The 15,935-nt window shown below is 72.8% G+C and carries 14 protein-coding genes, 1 tRNA gene and 1 pseudogene; 5 read left to right on the plus strand and 11 right to left on the minus strand.

The annotated features are described in order from the left end of the window. A pseudogene (locus D1825_RS04800) lies at positions 1–298 on the minus strand (carboxypeptidase regulatory-like domain-containing protein); the annotation flags it as partial. Next, on the minus strand, positions 295–924 hold the full coding sequence (locus D1825_RS04805) for an RNA polymerase sigma factor (RefSeq protein WP_233549639.1): 630 nt from the start codon (positions 922–924) through the stop codon (positions 295–297). The gene D1825_RS04805 and the pseudogene D1825_RS04800, both read right to left, overlap by 4 nt. A gap of 295 nt (positions 925–1,219) precedes the next feature. On the opposite strand from D1825_RS04805, the gene D1825_RS04810 reads away from it, so the two are divergent. Both D1825_RS04810 and D1825_RS04815 read left to right on the plus strand, forming a co-directional pair. Beyond that, positions 1,220–3,061, plus strand: a complete 1,842-nt coding sequence (locus D1825_RS04810; RefSeq protein WP_118766320.1) for a peptidase S32 — start codon at positions 1,220–1,222, stop codon at positions 3,059–3,061. A 10-nt stretch (positions 3,062–3,071) separates the two neighbouring features. Beyond that, positions 3,072–3,953, plus strand: coding sequence for a serine/threonine-protein kinase (locus D1825_RS04815; RefSeq protein WP_118766321.1), 882 nt, complete (start codon positions 3,072–3,074; stop codon positions 3,951–3,953). A gap of 102 nt (positions 3,954–4,055) precedes the next feature. Here the strand turns inward: D1825_RS04815 and rplA are convergent, their stop codons facing one another. From rplA to D1825_RS04840, 5 genes are all read right to left on the minus strand, one after another. Next, positions 4,056–4,775, minus strand: a complete 720-nt coding sequence (gene rplA, locus D1825_RS04820) for a 50S ribosomal protein L1 (protein WP_118766322.1) — start codon at positions 4,773–4,775, stop codon at positions 4,056–4,058. Between the two features lie 105 nt (positions 4,776–4,880). Then, on the minus strand, positions 4,881–5,312 hold the full coding sequence (gene rplK, locus D1825_RS04825; RefSeq protein ID WP_118766323.1) for a 50S ribosomal protein L11: 432 nt from the start codon (positions 5,310–5,312) through the stop codon (positions 4,881–4,883). Between the two features lie 82 nt (positions 5,313–5,394). Then, positions 5,395–6,201 carry a transcription termination/antitermination protein NusG gene (gene nusG, locus D1825_RS04830; protein WP_118766324.1) on the minus strand — a complete coding sequence of 269 codons (807 nt, stop codon included), beginning with the start codon at positions 6,199–6,201 and terminating at the stop codon, positions 5,395–5,397. Between the two features lie 71 nt (positions 6,202–6,272). Next, complete coding sequence (gene secE, locus D1825_RS04835) at positions 6,273–6,551, minus strand: preprotein translocase subunit SecE (RefSeq protein WP_118766325.1); 279 nt, start codon at positions 6,549–6,551, stop codon at positions 6,273–6,275. A gap of 134 nt (positions 6,552–6,685) precedes the next feature. Beyond that, positions 6,686–6,758 (minus strand) — tRNA-Trp (locus D1825_RS04840). Positions 6,759–6,934: 176 nt separating this feature from the next. Between D1825_RS04840 and D1825_RS04845 the strand changes: the two genes are divergently transcribed. Further along, a complete protein-coding gene (locus tag D1825_RS04845; protein WP_118766326.1) occupies positions 6,935–8,161 on the plus strand; it encodes a pyridoxal phosphate-dependent aminotransferase in 1,227 nt (408 codons plus the stop codon). Here the strand turns inward: D1825_RS04845 and D1825_RS04850 are convergent. Further along, on the minus strand, positions 8,155–9,957 hold the full coding sequence (locus tag D1825_RS04850) for a variant leucine-rich repeat-containing protein (RefSeq protein WP_118766327.1): 1,803 nt from the start codon (positions 9,955–9,957) through the stop codon (positions 8,155–8,157). The two genes, D1825_RS04845 and D1825_RS04850, sit on opposite strands and share 7 nt — an antisense overlap. A gap of 127 nt (positions 9,958–10,084) precedes the next feature. On the opposite strand from D1825_RS04850, the gene D1825_RS04855 reads away from it, so the two are divergent. Further along, a complete protein-coding gene (locus D1825_RS04855) occupies positions 10,085–11,101 on the plus strand; it encodes an adenosine deaminase (RefSeq protein ID WP_118766328.1) in 1,017 nt (338 codons plus the stop codon). Between the two features lie 3 nt (positions 11,102–11,104). Here the strand turns inward: D1825_RS04855 and D1825_RS04860 are convergent, their stop codons facing one another. From D1825_RS04860 to D1825_RS04870, 3 genes are read right to left on the minus strand one after another with little or no spacing between them, the layout of a single operon-like run. Further along, entirely contained in the window at positions 11,105–12,193 is a 1,089-nt protein-coding gene (locus tag D1825_RS04860; RefSeq protein ID WP_118766329.1) for a UDP-N-acetylmuramate dehydrogenase, read from the minus strand. A gap of 9 nt (positions 12,194–12,202) precedes the next feature. Then, positions 12,203–13,450, minus strand: a complete 1,248-nt coding sequence (locus D1825_RS04865; protein WP_118766330.1) for an MFS transporter — start codon at positions 13,448–13,450, stop codon at positions 12,203–12,205. Positions 13,451–13,472: 22 nt separating this feature from the next. Beyond that, positions 13,473–14,816 carry an MFS transporter gene (locus tag D1825_RS04870; RefSeq protein WP_233549640.1) on the minus strand — a complete coding sequence of 448 codons (1,344 nt, stop codon included), beginning with the start codon at positions 14,814–14,816 and terminating at the stop codon, positions 13,473–13,475. Positions 14,817–15,001: 185 nt separating this feature from the next. Here D1825_RS04870 and D1825_RS04875 point away from each other — a divergent pair. Further along, positions 15,002–15,935, plus strand: a 934-nt coding sequence (locus D1825_RS04875) for a LacI family DNA-binding transcriptional regulator (protein ID WP_118766332.1), incomplete at its 3' end; no start/stop codon positions are given.

Raw genomic sequence — 15,935 nt, forward strand, 5'->3', positions numbered from 1 at the left:
CCTCCGGTCGGACGGAGATCATGACGGTGAGCACGTCGGTGGTGAACGTGATCGTGCCGGCCTCGATGCTCGTCTCGTCGGCCCGGACCGCGAGCGCGGGCTCACCGACCAGACGCAGCTCGGCGACCTCGGCGTGCAGGGCCTCGATCGTCAGGGCCATGCCGATGCGGTCGACCAGGCCGGCGGGTACGGGGTCGGCGAGCTCGACCATCCGGGCCAGGTCCTCGAAGATGACCCGGTCCGTCTCGTCGAGCGTGCCGGCCGCCAGCAGTGCGAGGGTCGCGTCGTCGTGGCTCATGACAGGCTCCAGGTGGGGTCGGCGGTGAGTGAGGCGCGAAGCTTGGCGAGGCAGCGACCGCGGGTCGGGCCGATGCTGCCGACGGGCATGCCGAGCGCCTGGGAGACGACGGCGTAGTCGGGTCGCTCGACCATCGCGACCAGGCCGAGCAGCTTGCGGCAACGGTCGGGCAGCGCGCTGACGTGCCCCCACAGCGCCTCGTCGCGCTCGGTCCGGACGGCGACGCTGTCCGGGCGGTCCTCGGCAGGGGTCGTGAGCCAGTCGGTCGCGTGCTCGTCGTTCGTCTGACGGACCTGCTCGTCGCGGCTGCGGCGCACCGTGCGCCACGCCGACCGCTTGGCGGTGACGAGCATCCACTGCAGCGTCGCGCGCGGGTCGCGGATCTGGTCGATGTCCCGCACGAGCGTGAGCCAGACGTTCTGGACGATGTCCTCCGCCTGCTCCTTGTCCGCGCCCTGGGCCCGCACGGTGTGCCACAGGAGCGGCGTCATGACGTGGACGAGGGCGGCGAGCGGGGCACGCTCACCCTCGCGGTAGGCGAGCACTGCTCGGGCTGCCTGGTCGGCGAGCCCCTCCCCCTGGTTGCGGAGCGCGGTGTCCACCGGCTCCACCAGGTCGTCACTCATCATGGACCCCTCACAGCAGGCTCGTCGGGCGGCCGCCCCCTGCAGAGTAGGGCGGCCCTCACATACCGGACAAGGACCGTCGACGACGCACCTCACGGTGGCCGCCGGCCGACGCTCGCCTGCTCCGGACGCCGGGAAGGAGTACGGCATCCGGCGCCCAGATACATCGGTCCCCACATTCACCCGTTCGCGTGTATCTGGGCCGTATCGGCCCGCTCTTGACCGGATGCCACGGCAGCGCTGAGATGCGTCGTCCGATACCCGTTCGAGCCCGATCCACCAGGAGACGCCCGAGATGAGTGAGCAGGAGAGCGCGGACCTCACGCGCGACCAGATCCGTCCGACCAAGCGCAGCGTGGAGGACGCGCTGCTGGCCCGACCCGGCGTCATCGGCGTCGACATCGGCGAGAAGTGGTCAGGCGGCGCACCGACCGGCCGACAGGCGATCGTCGTGCACGTCACCGCCAAGCGGGGGGACGACGAGCTCGACGACGCCGACCGCATCCCGACGAGCTTCGCCGGCATCCCGACCGACGTGGTCGAGCACCGCGTCTCGGCGCTCTCGGTCCAGGAGCACGCGCCCGACGAGACCGACGAGGCGCCCACGACGCGGCGCCGCACCCGCCCGCTCGCCGGTGGCCTGAGCTTCGGTCCGGCCGACGTCGTGACGATCCCGGTCGACGGCATCGCCCAGCGGCGCACCGTCAACGGCACGCTCGGCGTGCTCGTCGTCGAGCGACACACGGGTCGCACCTTCGGCCTGACCAACTGGCACGTCGCTGCGGGTGACGGCCTCGAGGACCTCGGCAGCACCTGGATCCAGCCCGCGCTCGCGGACGGTGGCGACCCCCACCGGGACCGCATCGGCGCGCTCGTGCGCGGCACGCTCACCGACCGGATCGACGCGGCGGTCGTCGCGCTCGCCCCCGGCGCCCCGTGGCTGCCCGGCATCGTCGGGATCGGCCCCGTCACCGGGTCGACGACCGCGACCGAGGGGATCACCGTCCGCAAGGCCGGCCGGACGACCGGGCTGCGCACGGGCACGGTCACCTCCACCGACTACACGACGTCCGTCGACTTCGGCCCCGGGATCGGCTGGCGCACGCTACGCGAGCAGGTGCGCATCGAGCCGGTCGCCGACGGCGGCTCGTTCTCCGCGGGTGGCGACTCCGGCTCGGCCGTGGTCGACGAGCAGGGCCGCGTGGTCGCGCTGCTCTGGGCGGGCGAGGACGACGGCAGCTTCGCTGTCGCGAGCCCCATCGGCGTCGTGCTCGACACGCTCGGCATCGACATCCTCAGCGTGCAGCGCGCGCGGGCGATCGCCACGACGCGGGCAAGCTCGGCGCAGGCACGCCGCGCCCCCGCGCTCGGGGGGTGGGGCGCGCTGCTGCCGCCGATCTCGGCCGCCTACGGCGCACGCCGGCGACGACCTTCTGCTCGGCCGGCCGCTCGGCGGGCCGCGCAGGCGTGGGACGCGGGCGGGCCTCGGCAGACGAGCCACGCTTCCGGGCCCGCTGCGCGGCCCGCTGCCGGTGCGCGACCTGCCTCGCAGGCGTCGTCGGCCGCGAACGGGGCGCGTCCCGGGGTCTCGGCGCACGCTCAGCCGTTCACCGAGCCGTTCACCGAGCCGTTCACCGAGCCGTTCACTGAGCCATTCACTGAGCCGTTCACTGAGCCGTTCACTGAGCCGTTCACCGAGGCCGTGACCAGCGACCCGTTCACTGAGCCGTTCACCGAGGCCGTGACCAGCGACCCGTTCACGGAGCCGTTCACAGAACCCTTCACTGAGCCCTTCACTGAGCCCTTCACTGAGCCCTTCACTGAGCCGTTCACTGAGCCGTTCACCGAGGCCGTGACCAGCGACCCGTTCACGGAGCCGTTCACCGAGCCCTTCACGGAGCCGTTCACCGAACCGTTCACCGAGCCCTTCACGGAGCCCTTTACCGAGGCCCTCGGCGCAGACCCGTTCACTGAACCGTTCACGGAGCCCTTCACCGAGCCCTTCACCGAACCGTTCACCGAGGCGCTCCGCGCCGCGGCCTCATCGCCGCAGGGCCGGGCCCGACTGGCCGCGACCCTGCGGATCCGCGAGGCGTTCTGGGCCGGCTACATCGCCGCGGTCACCCGCGGCCGATGACCACCGGACGATGACGAGCACCCGAGAGAGCAACGAGACCATGACCGCCGACGAGCGACACGTGCAGCGCCAGGCAGCGCTCCACGTCGTCCCGAGCAGCCCGAGCACAGCGAGCATTCGCCGCCCGCTCGTGCGCGAGCTCGAGGACGTCGTCGAGCGCATGCACGAGCACGGCCCGACGGCCCGGCTCCGGTCGGACCTCGCGGCTCTGCTCGGGGCGTGGGCGAGTGCGCTCGTCGACCTCCACCGCGTCCGTGTGCCGATCAGCGATGCTCCCCCGGTCCTGCCGTGGGTGCTCGACGACGGACTGCCCGCGTGGCTCGACGAGATCGCCCCCGAAGCGGGACCGGTCTGGGCGGTCCGCGCACACCCGGGCATCGCCCAGGCGGTCGACCGGACCCGTGCCGGATGGTCGGCGGTGCAGAACACGCACGGCGACCCGAACGGCGACGTGGTCGTCGTCGAGCGCGAGCACGGCTTCGTGCGCGCGTACCTGGACTCCCCCGACGGGTCGCCGTGCAGGGGGGTTCTCGGCGACCCGCGGTGGGACGTCGCGACCGTGGCTGACTGGCTCGCGGTGGCGCTCGGGCCGGCGCTCGACCCGCGGTGGGGCATCGACCCCGCGGCGACGTTCGTCAGCCGGTACCGGGCGCACGGCGGCGACGCGCTGCCGTCGCGGCACCTGGCCGTGGCCAGGACGCTGACGACCGCGGTGGAGTGGACGGCTCAGCTCGCCGTCCTGTCCGTGCCGGACGACGAGGCCCTGGCCTGGTTGTCCGGGCTGTGGAGCCGGCCGCTGGCCCTGCTGGGCGTGGCGACCGGCGCTCGGTCCGGCCAGTCCCGCGCGGGAGCAGTACCGCGCACGGCGCTGGCCGGCTCGCCGCTCGCGTAGTCCCGATCCGCAGGGGGGATCGGGCGACGCGACCGGACCGAGCAACGACGAAGGCCCGATCCGCAGGGGGGATCGGGCCTTCGTCGTACGGTGCGAGCAGCGTCAGGCCGCGTCGTCCTCAGAGGTGAGGTTGCGCGTCTTGTTCTGGTCCAGCGCGATGCCGGGGCCGTTCGTGGTCGAGATCGTCGCCTTGGCGATGTAGCGACCCTTCGAGGACGACGGCTTCAGACGCAGGATCTCGTCGAGCGCCGCGGCGTAGTTCTCCACCAGCGCGACGTCGGAGAACGACGTCTTGCCGATGATGAAGTGCAGGTTCGCGTGACGGTCCACGCGGAACTCGATCTTGCCGCCCTTGATGTCGGCGACAGCCTTGGCGACGTCCATGGTCACCGTGCCGGTCTTCGGGTTCGGCATGAGACCACGCGGGCCCAGGACCTTGCCCAGTCGACCGACCTTGCCCATGAGGTCAGGCGTGGCGACGGCGGAGTCGAAGTCCGTGTAGCCCTTGGCGACCTTGTCGATGAGCTCGTCGCCACCGACCTCGTCGGCGCCGGCCGCGCGGGCCTGCTCGGCGCGCTCGCCCGTGGCGAACACGATGACGCGGGCGGTCTTGCCCGTGCCGTGGGGCAGGTTGACCGTGCCGCGGACCATCTGGTCCGCCTTGCGCGGGTCGACACCGAGGCGGAAGGCCACCTCGACGGTCGCGTCGTACTTGGTCGTCGACGTGGCCTGGGCCAGTCGGACGGCCTCGAGGGGCGCGTAGATCTTCTCGGCGTCGATCTTCTCGACGGCGGCGCGGTACGCCTTGCTGTGCTTGGCCATCTGCTTGTTCTCCTGTTCAGCAGTCGTGGTCTTCTCGGGCCGCACGGGCCCTGCCACTGATTCCGGTTACTGCGTGCGGACCGACGGTCCGCAGGGGGGTGAGGGTCAGCCCTCGACCTTGATGCCCATGGAGCGGGCGGTCCCAGCGATGATCTTCTCCGCTGCGTCCAGGTCGTTGGCGTTGAGGTCCTCGAGCTTGGTGGTCGCGATCTCGCGCACCTGGTCCTTGGTCAGCGTGGCGACCTTGACCGTGTGCGGGGTCGGCGAGCCCTTGGCCACACCGGCGGCCTTCTTGATGAGCTCGGCGGCCGGCGGCGTCTTCGTGATGAAGGTGAACGTGCGGTCCTCGTAGACCGTGATCTCGACGGGGATGACGTTGCCGCGCTGGGCCTCGGTCGCCGCGTTGTAGGCCTTGCAGAACTCCATGATGTTGACGCCGTGCTGACCCAGCGCCGGACCGATCGGCGGCGCGGGGGTGGCGGCGCCGGCCTTGATCTGGAGCTTGATGAGGCCGGTGACCTTCTTCTTCGGGGGCATGCTGTGTTCCTTTTCGTGTGGTGGGCCGACGCCGTGGGCGATGACCCGGTTGCAGGACCGCCCCGCACGAGGGGCGGCTCGGTCAGATCTTGGCGACCTGGCTGAAGGAGAGCTCGACCGGGGTCTCCCGGCCGAAGATGGAGACGAGCACCTTGAGCTTCTGGCTCTCGGCGTTGATCTCGGAGATCGTCGCCGGGAGCGTGTCGAAGGGGCCGTCGGTGACGGTGACGGACTCGCCCACCGTGAAGTCGACCTGGATCTTCGGGGCGGCCTTGGCGCCACCCGTGGTGCCGGCCGGGGCCTTGACCTCGAGCGTCGGGGCCAGCATCGAGAAGACCTCGTCGAGCGTCAGCGGGACGGGCTGGTGCGTGTGGCCGACGAAGCCGGTGACGCCCGGCGTGTGCCGGACGGCGCCCCAGGACTCGTCGGTCAGGTCCATGCGCACGAGGACGTAGCCGGGGATCCGGACGCGGCGCACGACCTTGCGCTGCGCGTTCTTGATCTCCACGACCTCCTCCATGGGGACCTCCACCTGGTAGATGAAGTCCTCCATGTTGAGGCTCTGCGTGCGGTTCTCGAGGTTCGCCTTCACGCGGTTCTCGTACCCCGCGTAGGAGTGGATGACGTACCAGTCGCCGAACTGGCTCTTCAGCTGCGCCTTGAACGCGGCGACGGGATCCTCGTCGACGTCGGGCTCGTCCTCGGCCGGCGTCTCGTCGTCGGCCTCGGCCTCGACGACGTCGGACTCGGCTGCGTCGTCCTGCTCCGGCTCGCCATCGACAGCGGGCGCGTCGACGTCGCCCGCGGGCACCTCGACGGCCTCGACCGACGCCAGGGCGTCCTCGAGCTCGGCGGTGGCCGGCGTGGGCTCCTGCGACTCCTGCGACACGTGCGAACCTGCTTTCTACAAACGTTGGTGGCGGGCGAGCCCGCGGGCGTGACGAGTGGGGATCAGGCGGGTCAGCCGAACATCCACAAGGTCAGCTTGCCGATGCCGATGTCCACCACGGTGACGAAGGCCATGACCACGGCCACGAACACCAGGACGACCGACGTGTAGGTCACGAGCTCCGAGCGCGTGGGGCGCACGACCTTCTTGAGCTCGGAGACCACCTGACGCCAGAACAGCGCGATGCGTGCGAACAGGCCCTTGCGGGTGTCCTTCGACGACTTCGCCGCCGAGTCAGGCGTGCGCGGCGCGTCGGCGCCCGGCGCAGCGGAGGCTGCTGTTTCGCTCACGTCTGGCCCCTACGTCTCGTCGTGGTCGGCCCCCGTGCGGGTACCGACGTGACGGACGGCCGACGCGTCGCGCCGGACCGTCCGGCGGTCCTGCTCGCATGTCCCGCCGGGAGAACCCGGACGGACCGCGTGCGCAGGGCAGACAGGACTCGAACCTGCAACCTGCGGTTTTGGAGACCGCTGCGCTACCAATTGCGCCACTGCCCTACGGCGGATCTTCCCGTCACGACCCTCCGGACACCCTTCGCAGGGCGCGGAGCATCATGGCGTGCGTCAACCGCCGACGGATCACTGTACGCGACGTGAGGCGGTGGGTCGAACCGCCCGTCGATCCGTGCCCGAGGGACGAAAGGCCGGGCGCAGTCGGCGTGACCTCTGCCACTATGGGGGCCGTGAGCGAGCCGACCTCCCGTCCCCGTGTCTCCGCCCGTCTGGCAGCGATCGCCGAGTCGGCGACGCTCGCCGTCGACGCCAAGGCCAAGGCCCTCAAGGCCGCCGGTCGCCCGGTGATCGGCTTCGGCGCCGGCGAGCCCGACTTCCCGACGCCGTCGTACATCGTCGACTCCGCGGTCGCGGCCGCGAAGGACCCGGCCAACCACCGGTACACGCCGGCCGCGGGGCTGCCCGCGCTGCGCGAGGCCATCGCCACCAAGACGCTGCGCGACTCCGGCTACGAGGTCGCGCCGTCCTCGGTGCTCGTGACCAACGGCGGCAAGCAGGCCGTGTTCCAGGCGTTCGCCGCGGTGCTGGACCCGGGCGACGAGGTCCTGCTGCCGGCGCCCTACTGGACCACCTACCCCGAGGCCATCCGCCTGGCGGGCGCGGTGCCGGTCGAGGTCTTCGCGGGCGTCGACCAGGGCTACCTCGTCACGGTCGAGCAGCTCGAGTCCGCTCGCACCCCGCAGACGAAGGCGCTGCTGTTCAACTCGCCGTCCAACCCGACCGGCGCCGTGTACTCCCCCGAGCAGACGGCCGAGATCGGCCGCTGGGCGCTCGAGCACGGCATCTGGGTCATCACCGACGAGATCTACGAGCACCTGACCTACGACCACGCGGTGTTCACGCCGATCGTCCGCGTCGTGCCCGAGCTCGCGGACACCACCATCGTGCTCAACGGCGTCGCCAAGACGTACGCGATGACGGGCTGGCGCGTGGGCTGGATGATCGGCCCGTCGGACGTCATCAAGGCCGCGACCAACCTGCAGAGCCACCTCACGTCGAACGTCGCCAACGTCTCGCAGCGCGCCGCGATCACGGCGCTGAGCGGCGACCTGGCGGCCGTCGAGGAGATGCGCACGGCGTTCGACCGCCGACGCCGCACGATGGTCGAGATGCTCGGCGCGATCGACGGCGTCGAGATCCCCGCGCCGCAGGGCGCCTTCTACGCCTACCCCTCGGTCGAGGGTCTGCTGGGCCGGACGATCCGCGGCACCACGGTGGCCTCGTCGGCCGACCTGGCGTCGCTGATCCTCGAGGAGGCCGAGGTGGCGGTGGTGCCCGGTGAGGCATTCGGACCCAGCGGATACCTGCGGCTGTCGTACGCGCTGTCCGACGACGACCTCGTCGAGGGCGTCGGCCGGATCCAGAAGCTGCTCGGCGAGGCTCAGTAGTCGGACGTGCTGGGCTGAGCCCACAGCACGTTGCCGTCGACATCCACGAGGTTGCCCTTCTCGTCGACCGACCACTGCTCGATGACCACACCGTTCGGGTTGAGCAGGTTGCCCTCGTCGTCGAACGTGTAGCCACCCATGTCGAAGGCGTCCGACTCGTCGCCCACCTCGCCGCGGTCGCGCTCGCCGAACTCGTTCGGGGACGGGTAGTCGCCGAACCCGCTGCCCAGGACGAGGTCCCGCAGCCAGGTGCCGTCCGCGAGCTCGCCGGAGTCCTGCAGCTCCTTGAGGTGCGAGCCGACGATGCTCGACCAGTCCGCGAACGTGGCCAGGAGCGAGACGTTCCAGCCGCGGTCGGCGTGCACGGCGACCAGGCCGAGCTCGTCGAACCCGAGCTGCTCGCCCAGGGGCGAGGAGTCAGCACACACCTTCTGGCCCGAGGTCTTGTCGGTCACGCAGACACCCTCGAAGACCGCCGGGTACTCGCCGCCGAGCGCGACGCGGCCGATCGCGAGCCGCGTGCGGTCGTCGTCGATCGGCGTGGGCACGAAGCTCGCCTCGTCGACCGTCGGGTTGCCGGTGTGGCCGTCGGTGTCGTCGAGCCACGCCTGGACGTAGACCGAGAAGAACCGGGCCTCGGCGGGCGGCAGCGCCGCGACCATGGGGCCGGTGTCGCCGCCGAACAGCGCGGCGGTGGCCGTCGCGAACTGCGTGCCGGCCGCCTCGGCGGTGGCCGCGCCGGTCTGCGACGAGCGGTCCGGCATCGCGCCGCGTTCGCCGCCGGTCTCCACGTTGACGAGCTCCCCCAAGGTCATGAGCGGGCTGACGTACCACGAGCCGCCCTCCTCGACCGCGACGAGGAACGGCCGCTGCGCGCCGCCCCTCACGTCCCACGCGAGGTCCTTCGCGTCGACCGACCAGGGCAGCGCCTTGTCGAGCTCGACCGTGGCCTGGTCCCACATCTCGGCGGTGCCACCCGGCGTCAGGCTCTCGAGCCCGCCCATCGCGGGCTCGTAGACGTCCGCGAGCGCGTCGACGATCTCCTTCGCGTCCCCGTCCACGGACAGCGTGCCCGCGACGACCGAGACCTTCGCGAGACCCTCGCCGATCGGCTCGACCTCGACGTCGAGCCCGGCGAGGTCGACGTCGAGCGCGTCGAGGACCGTGAGGAGCTTCTTGCGGGTCTCCTCGTCGTCGGGCGTGCCCGTCTGGGCGCTCAGCACGGGCGAGAGGCCCTCGATCTCCGAGGGCGAGATCGCGCCGTAGACCGCGATGCCGTCCTTGTGCGCGACGCCCTCGATGAGCTGCGTGACCGCGGCCTCGGGCGTGGGCGCGCCGTCCAGCTTGCTGAAGACCATGAGGTAGGCGGCCAGCGCCCCGCCCCCGACGAGGACCACCGCGGTGGCGACCAGCCCGATCCACAGGCCGCGTCGCGAGCGCGGCGGCTCTCCCTGGTAGGAGATGTCCTGCACCGCCGGGTCGGGCCGGGTGTAGGCCGCCTGCGCGAACGCGGTCCGGCCGGGAGCGGCCTGCGGCGCCCAACCAGAGGTCAGCGTCGTCGGCTCGGGCGCCCAGCTCACCGGCGCCGGCGGCGCCACCTGCTGCGCGGACGCGGACCGCGAGGCGAGCGCCGCGTCGACGGCCGGGTCCCGCAGCGCCGCGAGCCACTCGAGCAGCGCGGGCTGGGCCGCGGGGTTGGCGGCGACCACCGGACGCAGGTCCGGACGCTGGGACACGATCCGCGCGAGGGCGGCGGCTGGCGCCTGCGGGTGTGCGGCGATCGTCGCGTCGTCCATGGTCCAGCCTTCTGCGCGCCCCCTGCCGGTGCGGTCGCGGGCCGGCGCGGCCAGGCTATGACCCGACTGTGCGCCACCGAGTCTGCCGTCCGGGTGATCTCCCGGGTGGAACTGGCACACTGGCCGGGTGCGTGACCTGGAGAAACTCCCCAAAGCGCACCTGCACCTGCACTTCACCGGTTCCATGCGGGTCTCGACCCTCGCGGACCTGGCGACGCGGCACGGCGTGCGGCTGCCGTCCCAGCTCCTCGACGACGACCCCCTGCACGTGCCCGCCGACGAGCGCGGCTGGTTCCGGTTCCAGCGCCTCTACGACGCGGCGCGGGCGTGCGTGCGCGGCGAGGCGGACATGCGTCGGATCGTGGCCGAGGCCGCGCTCGACGACGCCGCGGAGGGCTCGGGCCGGCTCGAGATCCAGGTCGACCCGACGTCCTACGCGCCGTTCGTCGGCGGCATCACGCCCGCGCTGGAGATCGTGCTGGACGCAGCGCGCGAGGCCGGAGCCGCCGCTGGCATCGAGGTTGGCGTGATCGTCGCGGCGTCGCGCATGCGCCACCCGCTCGAGGCCCGCACGCTGGCCCGGCTCGCCGCCCTGCACGCCGGGGACGGCCCAGGGCAGGTGGTCGGGTTCGGGCTCTCGAACGACGAGCGCCGCGGCGACACCGCCGAGTTCGCGGGAGCCTTCGCGATCGCGCGGCGGGCGGGCCTCGCGTCCGTGCCGCACGGCGGGGAGCTGCTGGGCCCGGCGCACGTCGAGGCCGTGGTCGACAACCTCACCCCCGACCGGCTGGGGCACGGCGTCCGGTCGGCCGAGGACCCCCGCGTGCTGGACCGGGTGGCCGCCGCGGGCATCGCGCTCGAGGTCTGCCCGGCGTCGAACGTCTCGCTCGGGGTCTACGGATCGCCCGACGAGGTCCCGCTGCGGGCTCTCGTCGACGCCGGCGCGCAGGTCGCCCTCGGGGCCGACGACCCGCTGCTGTTCCGCTCGCGACTCGTGGCGCAGTACGCGATCGCCCGGGACGTGCTGGGGTTCACCGACCCGGAGATCGCGGACCTGGCCCGCTCGTCGATCCGTGCGAGCCGCGCGTCGGACGGCTCGAAGGCGCGCCTGCTGACCGGCGTCGACGCCTGGCTGGCGAGCTAGTCGCTACAGCGAGACGCCCACCAGCACGGGCTCGGCCTCGAGCGTGATGCCGAAGACCGTGCGCACCCCGTCGCGCACCTCGCGGGCGAGAGCCACCAGGTCGGCAGCCGTCGCGCCGCCGCGGTTCGTCAGGGCGAGCGTGTGCTTGCTCGAGACGGCCGCCGGCCCGGGGGCGCCGTAGCCGCGCGCGAAGCCGGCGTGCTCGATGAGCCAGCCGGCACTCGTCTTGACCGCGCCGTCCGCGGCCGGGAAGCGCGGGGCGTCGGCGGGCAGCGTCGCGGCCTCGTCGGGCGTGAGGATCGGGTTGGTGAAGAACGAGCCCGCGCTCGTGGTGTCCGGGTCGGCGGGGTCGAGCACCATGCCCTTGCCGGCGCGCAGTGCGAGCACGGCCGCGCGGACCTCGAGCAGCGGCGCTCGCTCGCCCACCTCGACGCCGAGCGTGCGCGCGAGCTCGGGGTAGGTGATCGCGGCCGAGAGCGTGCCCTGGCGCAGCTGGAAGGTCACGTCGAGGACCACGTACCGCGGCGTCGGGTGCCACGGCGCGCGCTCGTCGTCGGCCGAGGCCCTCATCGAGCGCTTGAGCAGCGAGGTGCGGTAGCCGAACTGCAGGTCGACGTACGGCAGGGTGCGCACCTTGCCGCGCGAGCGGTCCCAGACGCGGACCGTCGCGATGGTCTGGGCGACGTCCTGGCCGTACGCGCCGACGTTCTGCACGGGCGTCGCGCCCGTCGAGCCGGGGATGCCGGAGAGCGCCTCGATCCCGTAGAGCCGGTGGCTCGTGGCCTCGTCGACGACCTCGTCCCACGGGGTGCCGGCAGGCACCTGGTAGGTGACGCCGGCGCACGCGGAGTGGTCGGGCACGTCGATCCCTGTGCGCAGGTCGCGCACGACGACGCCGTCGAAGCCCGCGTCGGCCACGAGCAGGTTCGAGCCGCCGCCGACGACGAGCAGCGGGCGGCCCTCGTCGTCCGCGGTGCGCACCGCGTCGATGAGGTCGGCCTCGGTCGTCGTCGTCACGTACTGCGCCGCAGGGCCGCCCACCTTCAGGGTGGTGAGGTCGGCCAGAGCGGGGGCGGTCGTCACGTCGGTCACCCGGCCAGGTTAGTCCGCGGCGGACGCGGGGACCTTGCGCAGCGGTGCCGCGGCACCCGTGACGAGCAGCCCGAGGATGGTTGGGATCGCGACCGCCAGCAGCGCGTGCCGGTAGCCCACGTGGTGCGCGAGCAGGCCGAGCAGCGGCGGGCCGGCGAGGAATGCGCTGTACCCGATCGTCGAGACGACGCTCACGCGCGCGGCGGCACGCGCCGGGTCGTCGGACGCGGCGCTCATGCCGACCGGGAAGCCCAGGGCAGCACCCGCACCCCACAGGACGACGCCGATCATCGCGAGCCACAGCGGCGCGGCCAGGCCGAAGATCAGGAGGCCGACGAGGGCCAGCACGCCGCACAGGCGCAGCACGAGCACGCGCCCGTAGCGGTCGAGCATCCACGTGCCGAACCAGCGCGCCGTGGTCATCGTGCCGACGAACACGGCGAACGCGACGGCACCGAGCGCGTCCTGCGCGTCCCAGCCGTCGACGACCGCGAGGCTGACCCAGTCGTTGGCCGACCCCTCGGTGAGGGCCGCGGCAAGCACGACGAGGCCGATGAGCAGCGTGCGCGGCTCGATCCAGGCGGCGAGCGCGCCACGGGCGCCGCGGGGGGCGGACGCCGCGGGCTCGGTGCCGGGCGAGGGCGCGACCGCGTGCTCGTCGGCCGACGGCAGGAACGAGCGGACGGCGACGAGCACGCAGATCGAGGTGACGACGACCGCGACCGGCAGGTGGATCCAGACGGGGATCTCCAGGCCTGCCGCGACGACGGCGACACCGGCCGCCGCGAACGTGCCGAACGAGAAGCCCGCGTGGTAGCGCGGCATGACCGTGGTGCCCAGCTTCTGCTCGACCGCGGCGCCCTCGAGGTTCATCGCCGCGTCCCACACGCCGGTGCCCACGCCGAAGACGACGAGGCCGACGACCGTCACGGGCACGACGTCCACGCCGACGCCGGTCGACGCGAGGATCAGGCCGAGGGCGTTGAGCAGCGCGAAGACGGTCACGGTGCGCGCGGCGCCGAGCCGCTCGACGACCATTCCGGCCAGCGGCAGCGCGACGAGCGAGCCGACCGCGATGACCAGCAGCAGCAGCCCCATCTGCGACTCGGAGAACTCCAGGCCGTCACGCACCGCGGGCAGGCGCGAGGCCCACGTCGCGAAGTTGAAGCCGTTGAGGAAGAACACCGCGAACACCGCGACGGACGCGGCCTGGGCGGTGCGCTGCTTGGTCATGGTCACTCCGGTGCCGGTCGTCATCGATCGTCCTTCGGGGGTGTGGTCATTGTGTCGCGGCCGCACGTGCCGCGACGGTGGGTCGGCTCGTGGTGACGAGGGCCTCGAGCTCCTCGTCGAGCGCACCGTGCGCGGGGTGGGGTGCGGGGGTCGTGCGCTGCGGCGCGACCTGCCGGGCCAGCAGCACCGAGGCGACCATCGCGATGGCGATGAGGCTGAGGGCGTGCCGGGCACCGATCGACTCGGCCGCGATCCCGAGCAGCGGCGGCGCCGCGATCGAGGCCACGGACGCGAACGAGGAGACGACGGCGACGCGGCCGGCCGCGCGCAGCGGGTCGTCCGACGCCGCGGCGATGCCGACCGGGACCGCCAGGGCGGCGCCGAAGCCCCACAGCGCGACGCCGATCCCGGCCAGCTCGAAGCTCGGGGCGAGGCCGAACAGCAGGAGGCCGACGATCGAGACGACGCCCGACGCGCGCAGCACGACGACTCGGCCGAGCCGGTCGAGGAGCCGCGTGCCGAGCAGCCGGACGACGGTCATCGACGCGACGAACAGGCCGAGCACGATGCCGCCGACGGCCTCGGTGCGGTCGAAGCCGTCGACGACGGCGAGCGAGAGCCAGTCGTTCGCGGAGCCCTCGGACAGCGCGGCGGCCATGACGACGACCCCGATGAGCAGCGTGCGGGGCTCGCGCCAGGAGTCGAGGGCCGAGGCGATGCGGCGGACGCCCTTCGGGGCGGAGCCGGGCGCCGCGGGGGCGACGCGGGCGCGGGGCATCTCGTCGGGCGCGTACGGCAGGATCACGCCGCGCAGCGACGCGAGCCGCCACACGACGGCGACGATCGCGACGACCGTGAACTGCGCCGCGACGGGCACGTCGAGGTGCGAGGCCGCCGCGCCGATCGCGGAGCCGGTGACCGCGCCGATCGAGAACGCCGCGTGGAACTGCGGGATGACCGTGCGGCCCATCGCGCGCTCGATGCGGGCGGACTCGACGTTGATCGGCACGTTGCCGAGCGCGACCGCGACGCCGTTGAGGAAGATGCCAACCGCGAGGAGGGCGACCGAGCCCGTCGTCGGGCCGAGTCCCATGAGGACGTAGCCGACGGCCAGGACCGCGGTCGAGGCGACGATCGCGCGGCGGCTGCCGAACCGCTGCACGACCATGCCCGACGCGGTGACCGTGAGCAGCGCGCCGACCGAGCCGATCAGCAGGATGCCGCCCAGCTCCGCGGTGGACAGCCCGAGGGCGTCGCGGACCGTGGGGATGCGGGCGAGCCAGCTGGAGAAGGTGATGCCGGTGAGCGCGAACAGGCCCATGAGGAGCCAGCGGGCGCGTGCGAGGTCGGGGTGCAGCGGGGTACGCCCTGTCGGGGCGGGGTGGTTCACGGAAGTGCTCCGGTTCGGAGGATGTGGAGATCGAATCGATTCGATCCGAGATCGTCAGGCTTGTCGAATCGATTTGAGGGGCGGCATCATTCTGCGGGTACGCTGACCGCTGCGTCAAACACCTTTGTCGCGCGCGACCAGCGTCTCTCAGCCCCGATGCCGCGGTCACCATCCGGAGGTGCCAGCTGTCCCCCCACCGCCCGACCCTCGCGGACGTCGCCGCCGCGGCGAACGTCTCGGTGTCCACGGCCTCGCTCGCCTTCTCGGGCGCCGGGCCGATCGCCGCAGCGACCCGCGAGCGCGTGCACGAGGCCGCCGCGCAGCTCGGCTACGCCGGCCCGAACCCGCTCGGCCGCCAGCTGCGCAGCGGGCGCTCGGGCATCGTCGGCGTGGTCATCGGCGACGCGCTGCGCCGCGCGTTCCGCGACCCCGTCTCGACGCAGGTGCTGGACGGCCTCGTCGGGACCCTCGGGCCCCTGGACCTGGGCGTCCTGCTCATCCCGTCGAGCAACGACCCCGACTCCCCCGCGGTCGACCCGCTCCTGGAGTCCGCGGCGATGGACGTCGCGGTCGTGATGTGGGGCGGCGGCGAGGACGAGCCCGTGCTGTCCGCGCTTCGTCGGCGCAACATCCCGACCGTGCTCGTCGAGGGCCAGCTCCTGCCCGGCGTCGGCGCCGTGGGCATCGACGACCGCGCCGGCATCCGGATGGTCACCGAGCACCTCCTCGAGCTCGGCCACACCCGCATCGCGTGCGTGACCCTGCCCCTGAACCGGCAGCGCCTCGAGGGCTTCGTCGGCCCCGACGAGCTCGCCGCGCAGGTGTGGGAGATCACCCGCCGCCGCCTCGCAGGCATGACCGACGCGGGCGTCACGCCGGTCGCCGTCTGGCAGACCCCCGCCTCGCTCGTCGAGCACGGCGCCACCGCGGGCCTGGCCCTGCTCTCGGGCGACGACCGGCCGACGGCCGTGGTGTGCCAGTCCGACCTGATCGCCTCGGGCGTCGTGCTCGCCGCGCGCGAGCTCGGGCTGCGCGTGCCGCAGGACGTCTCGGTCGCCGGGTTCGACGGCATCGACCTGCCGTGGCTGGGTGCCGACGTGCTGACCACCGTGGTCCAGC

Source organism: Cellulomonas rhizosphaerae (assembly GCF_003470205.1).
GTDB classification, from domain to species: Bacteria; Actinomycetota; Actinomycetes; order Actinomycetales; family Cellulomonadaceae; genus Cellulomonas; species Cellulomonas rhizosphaerae.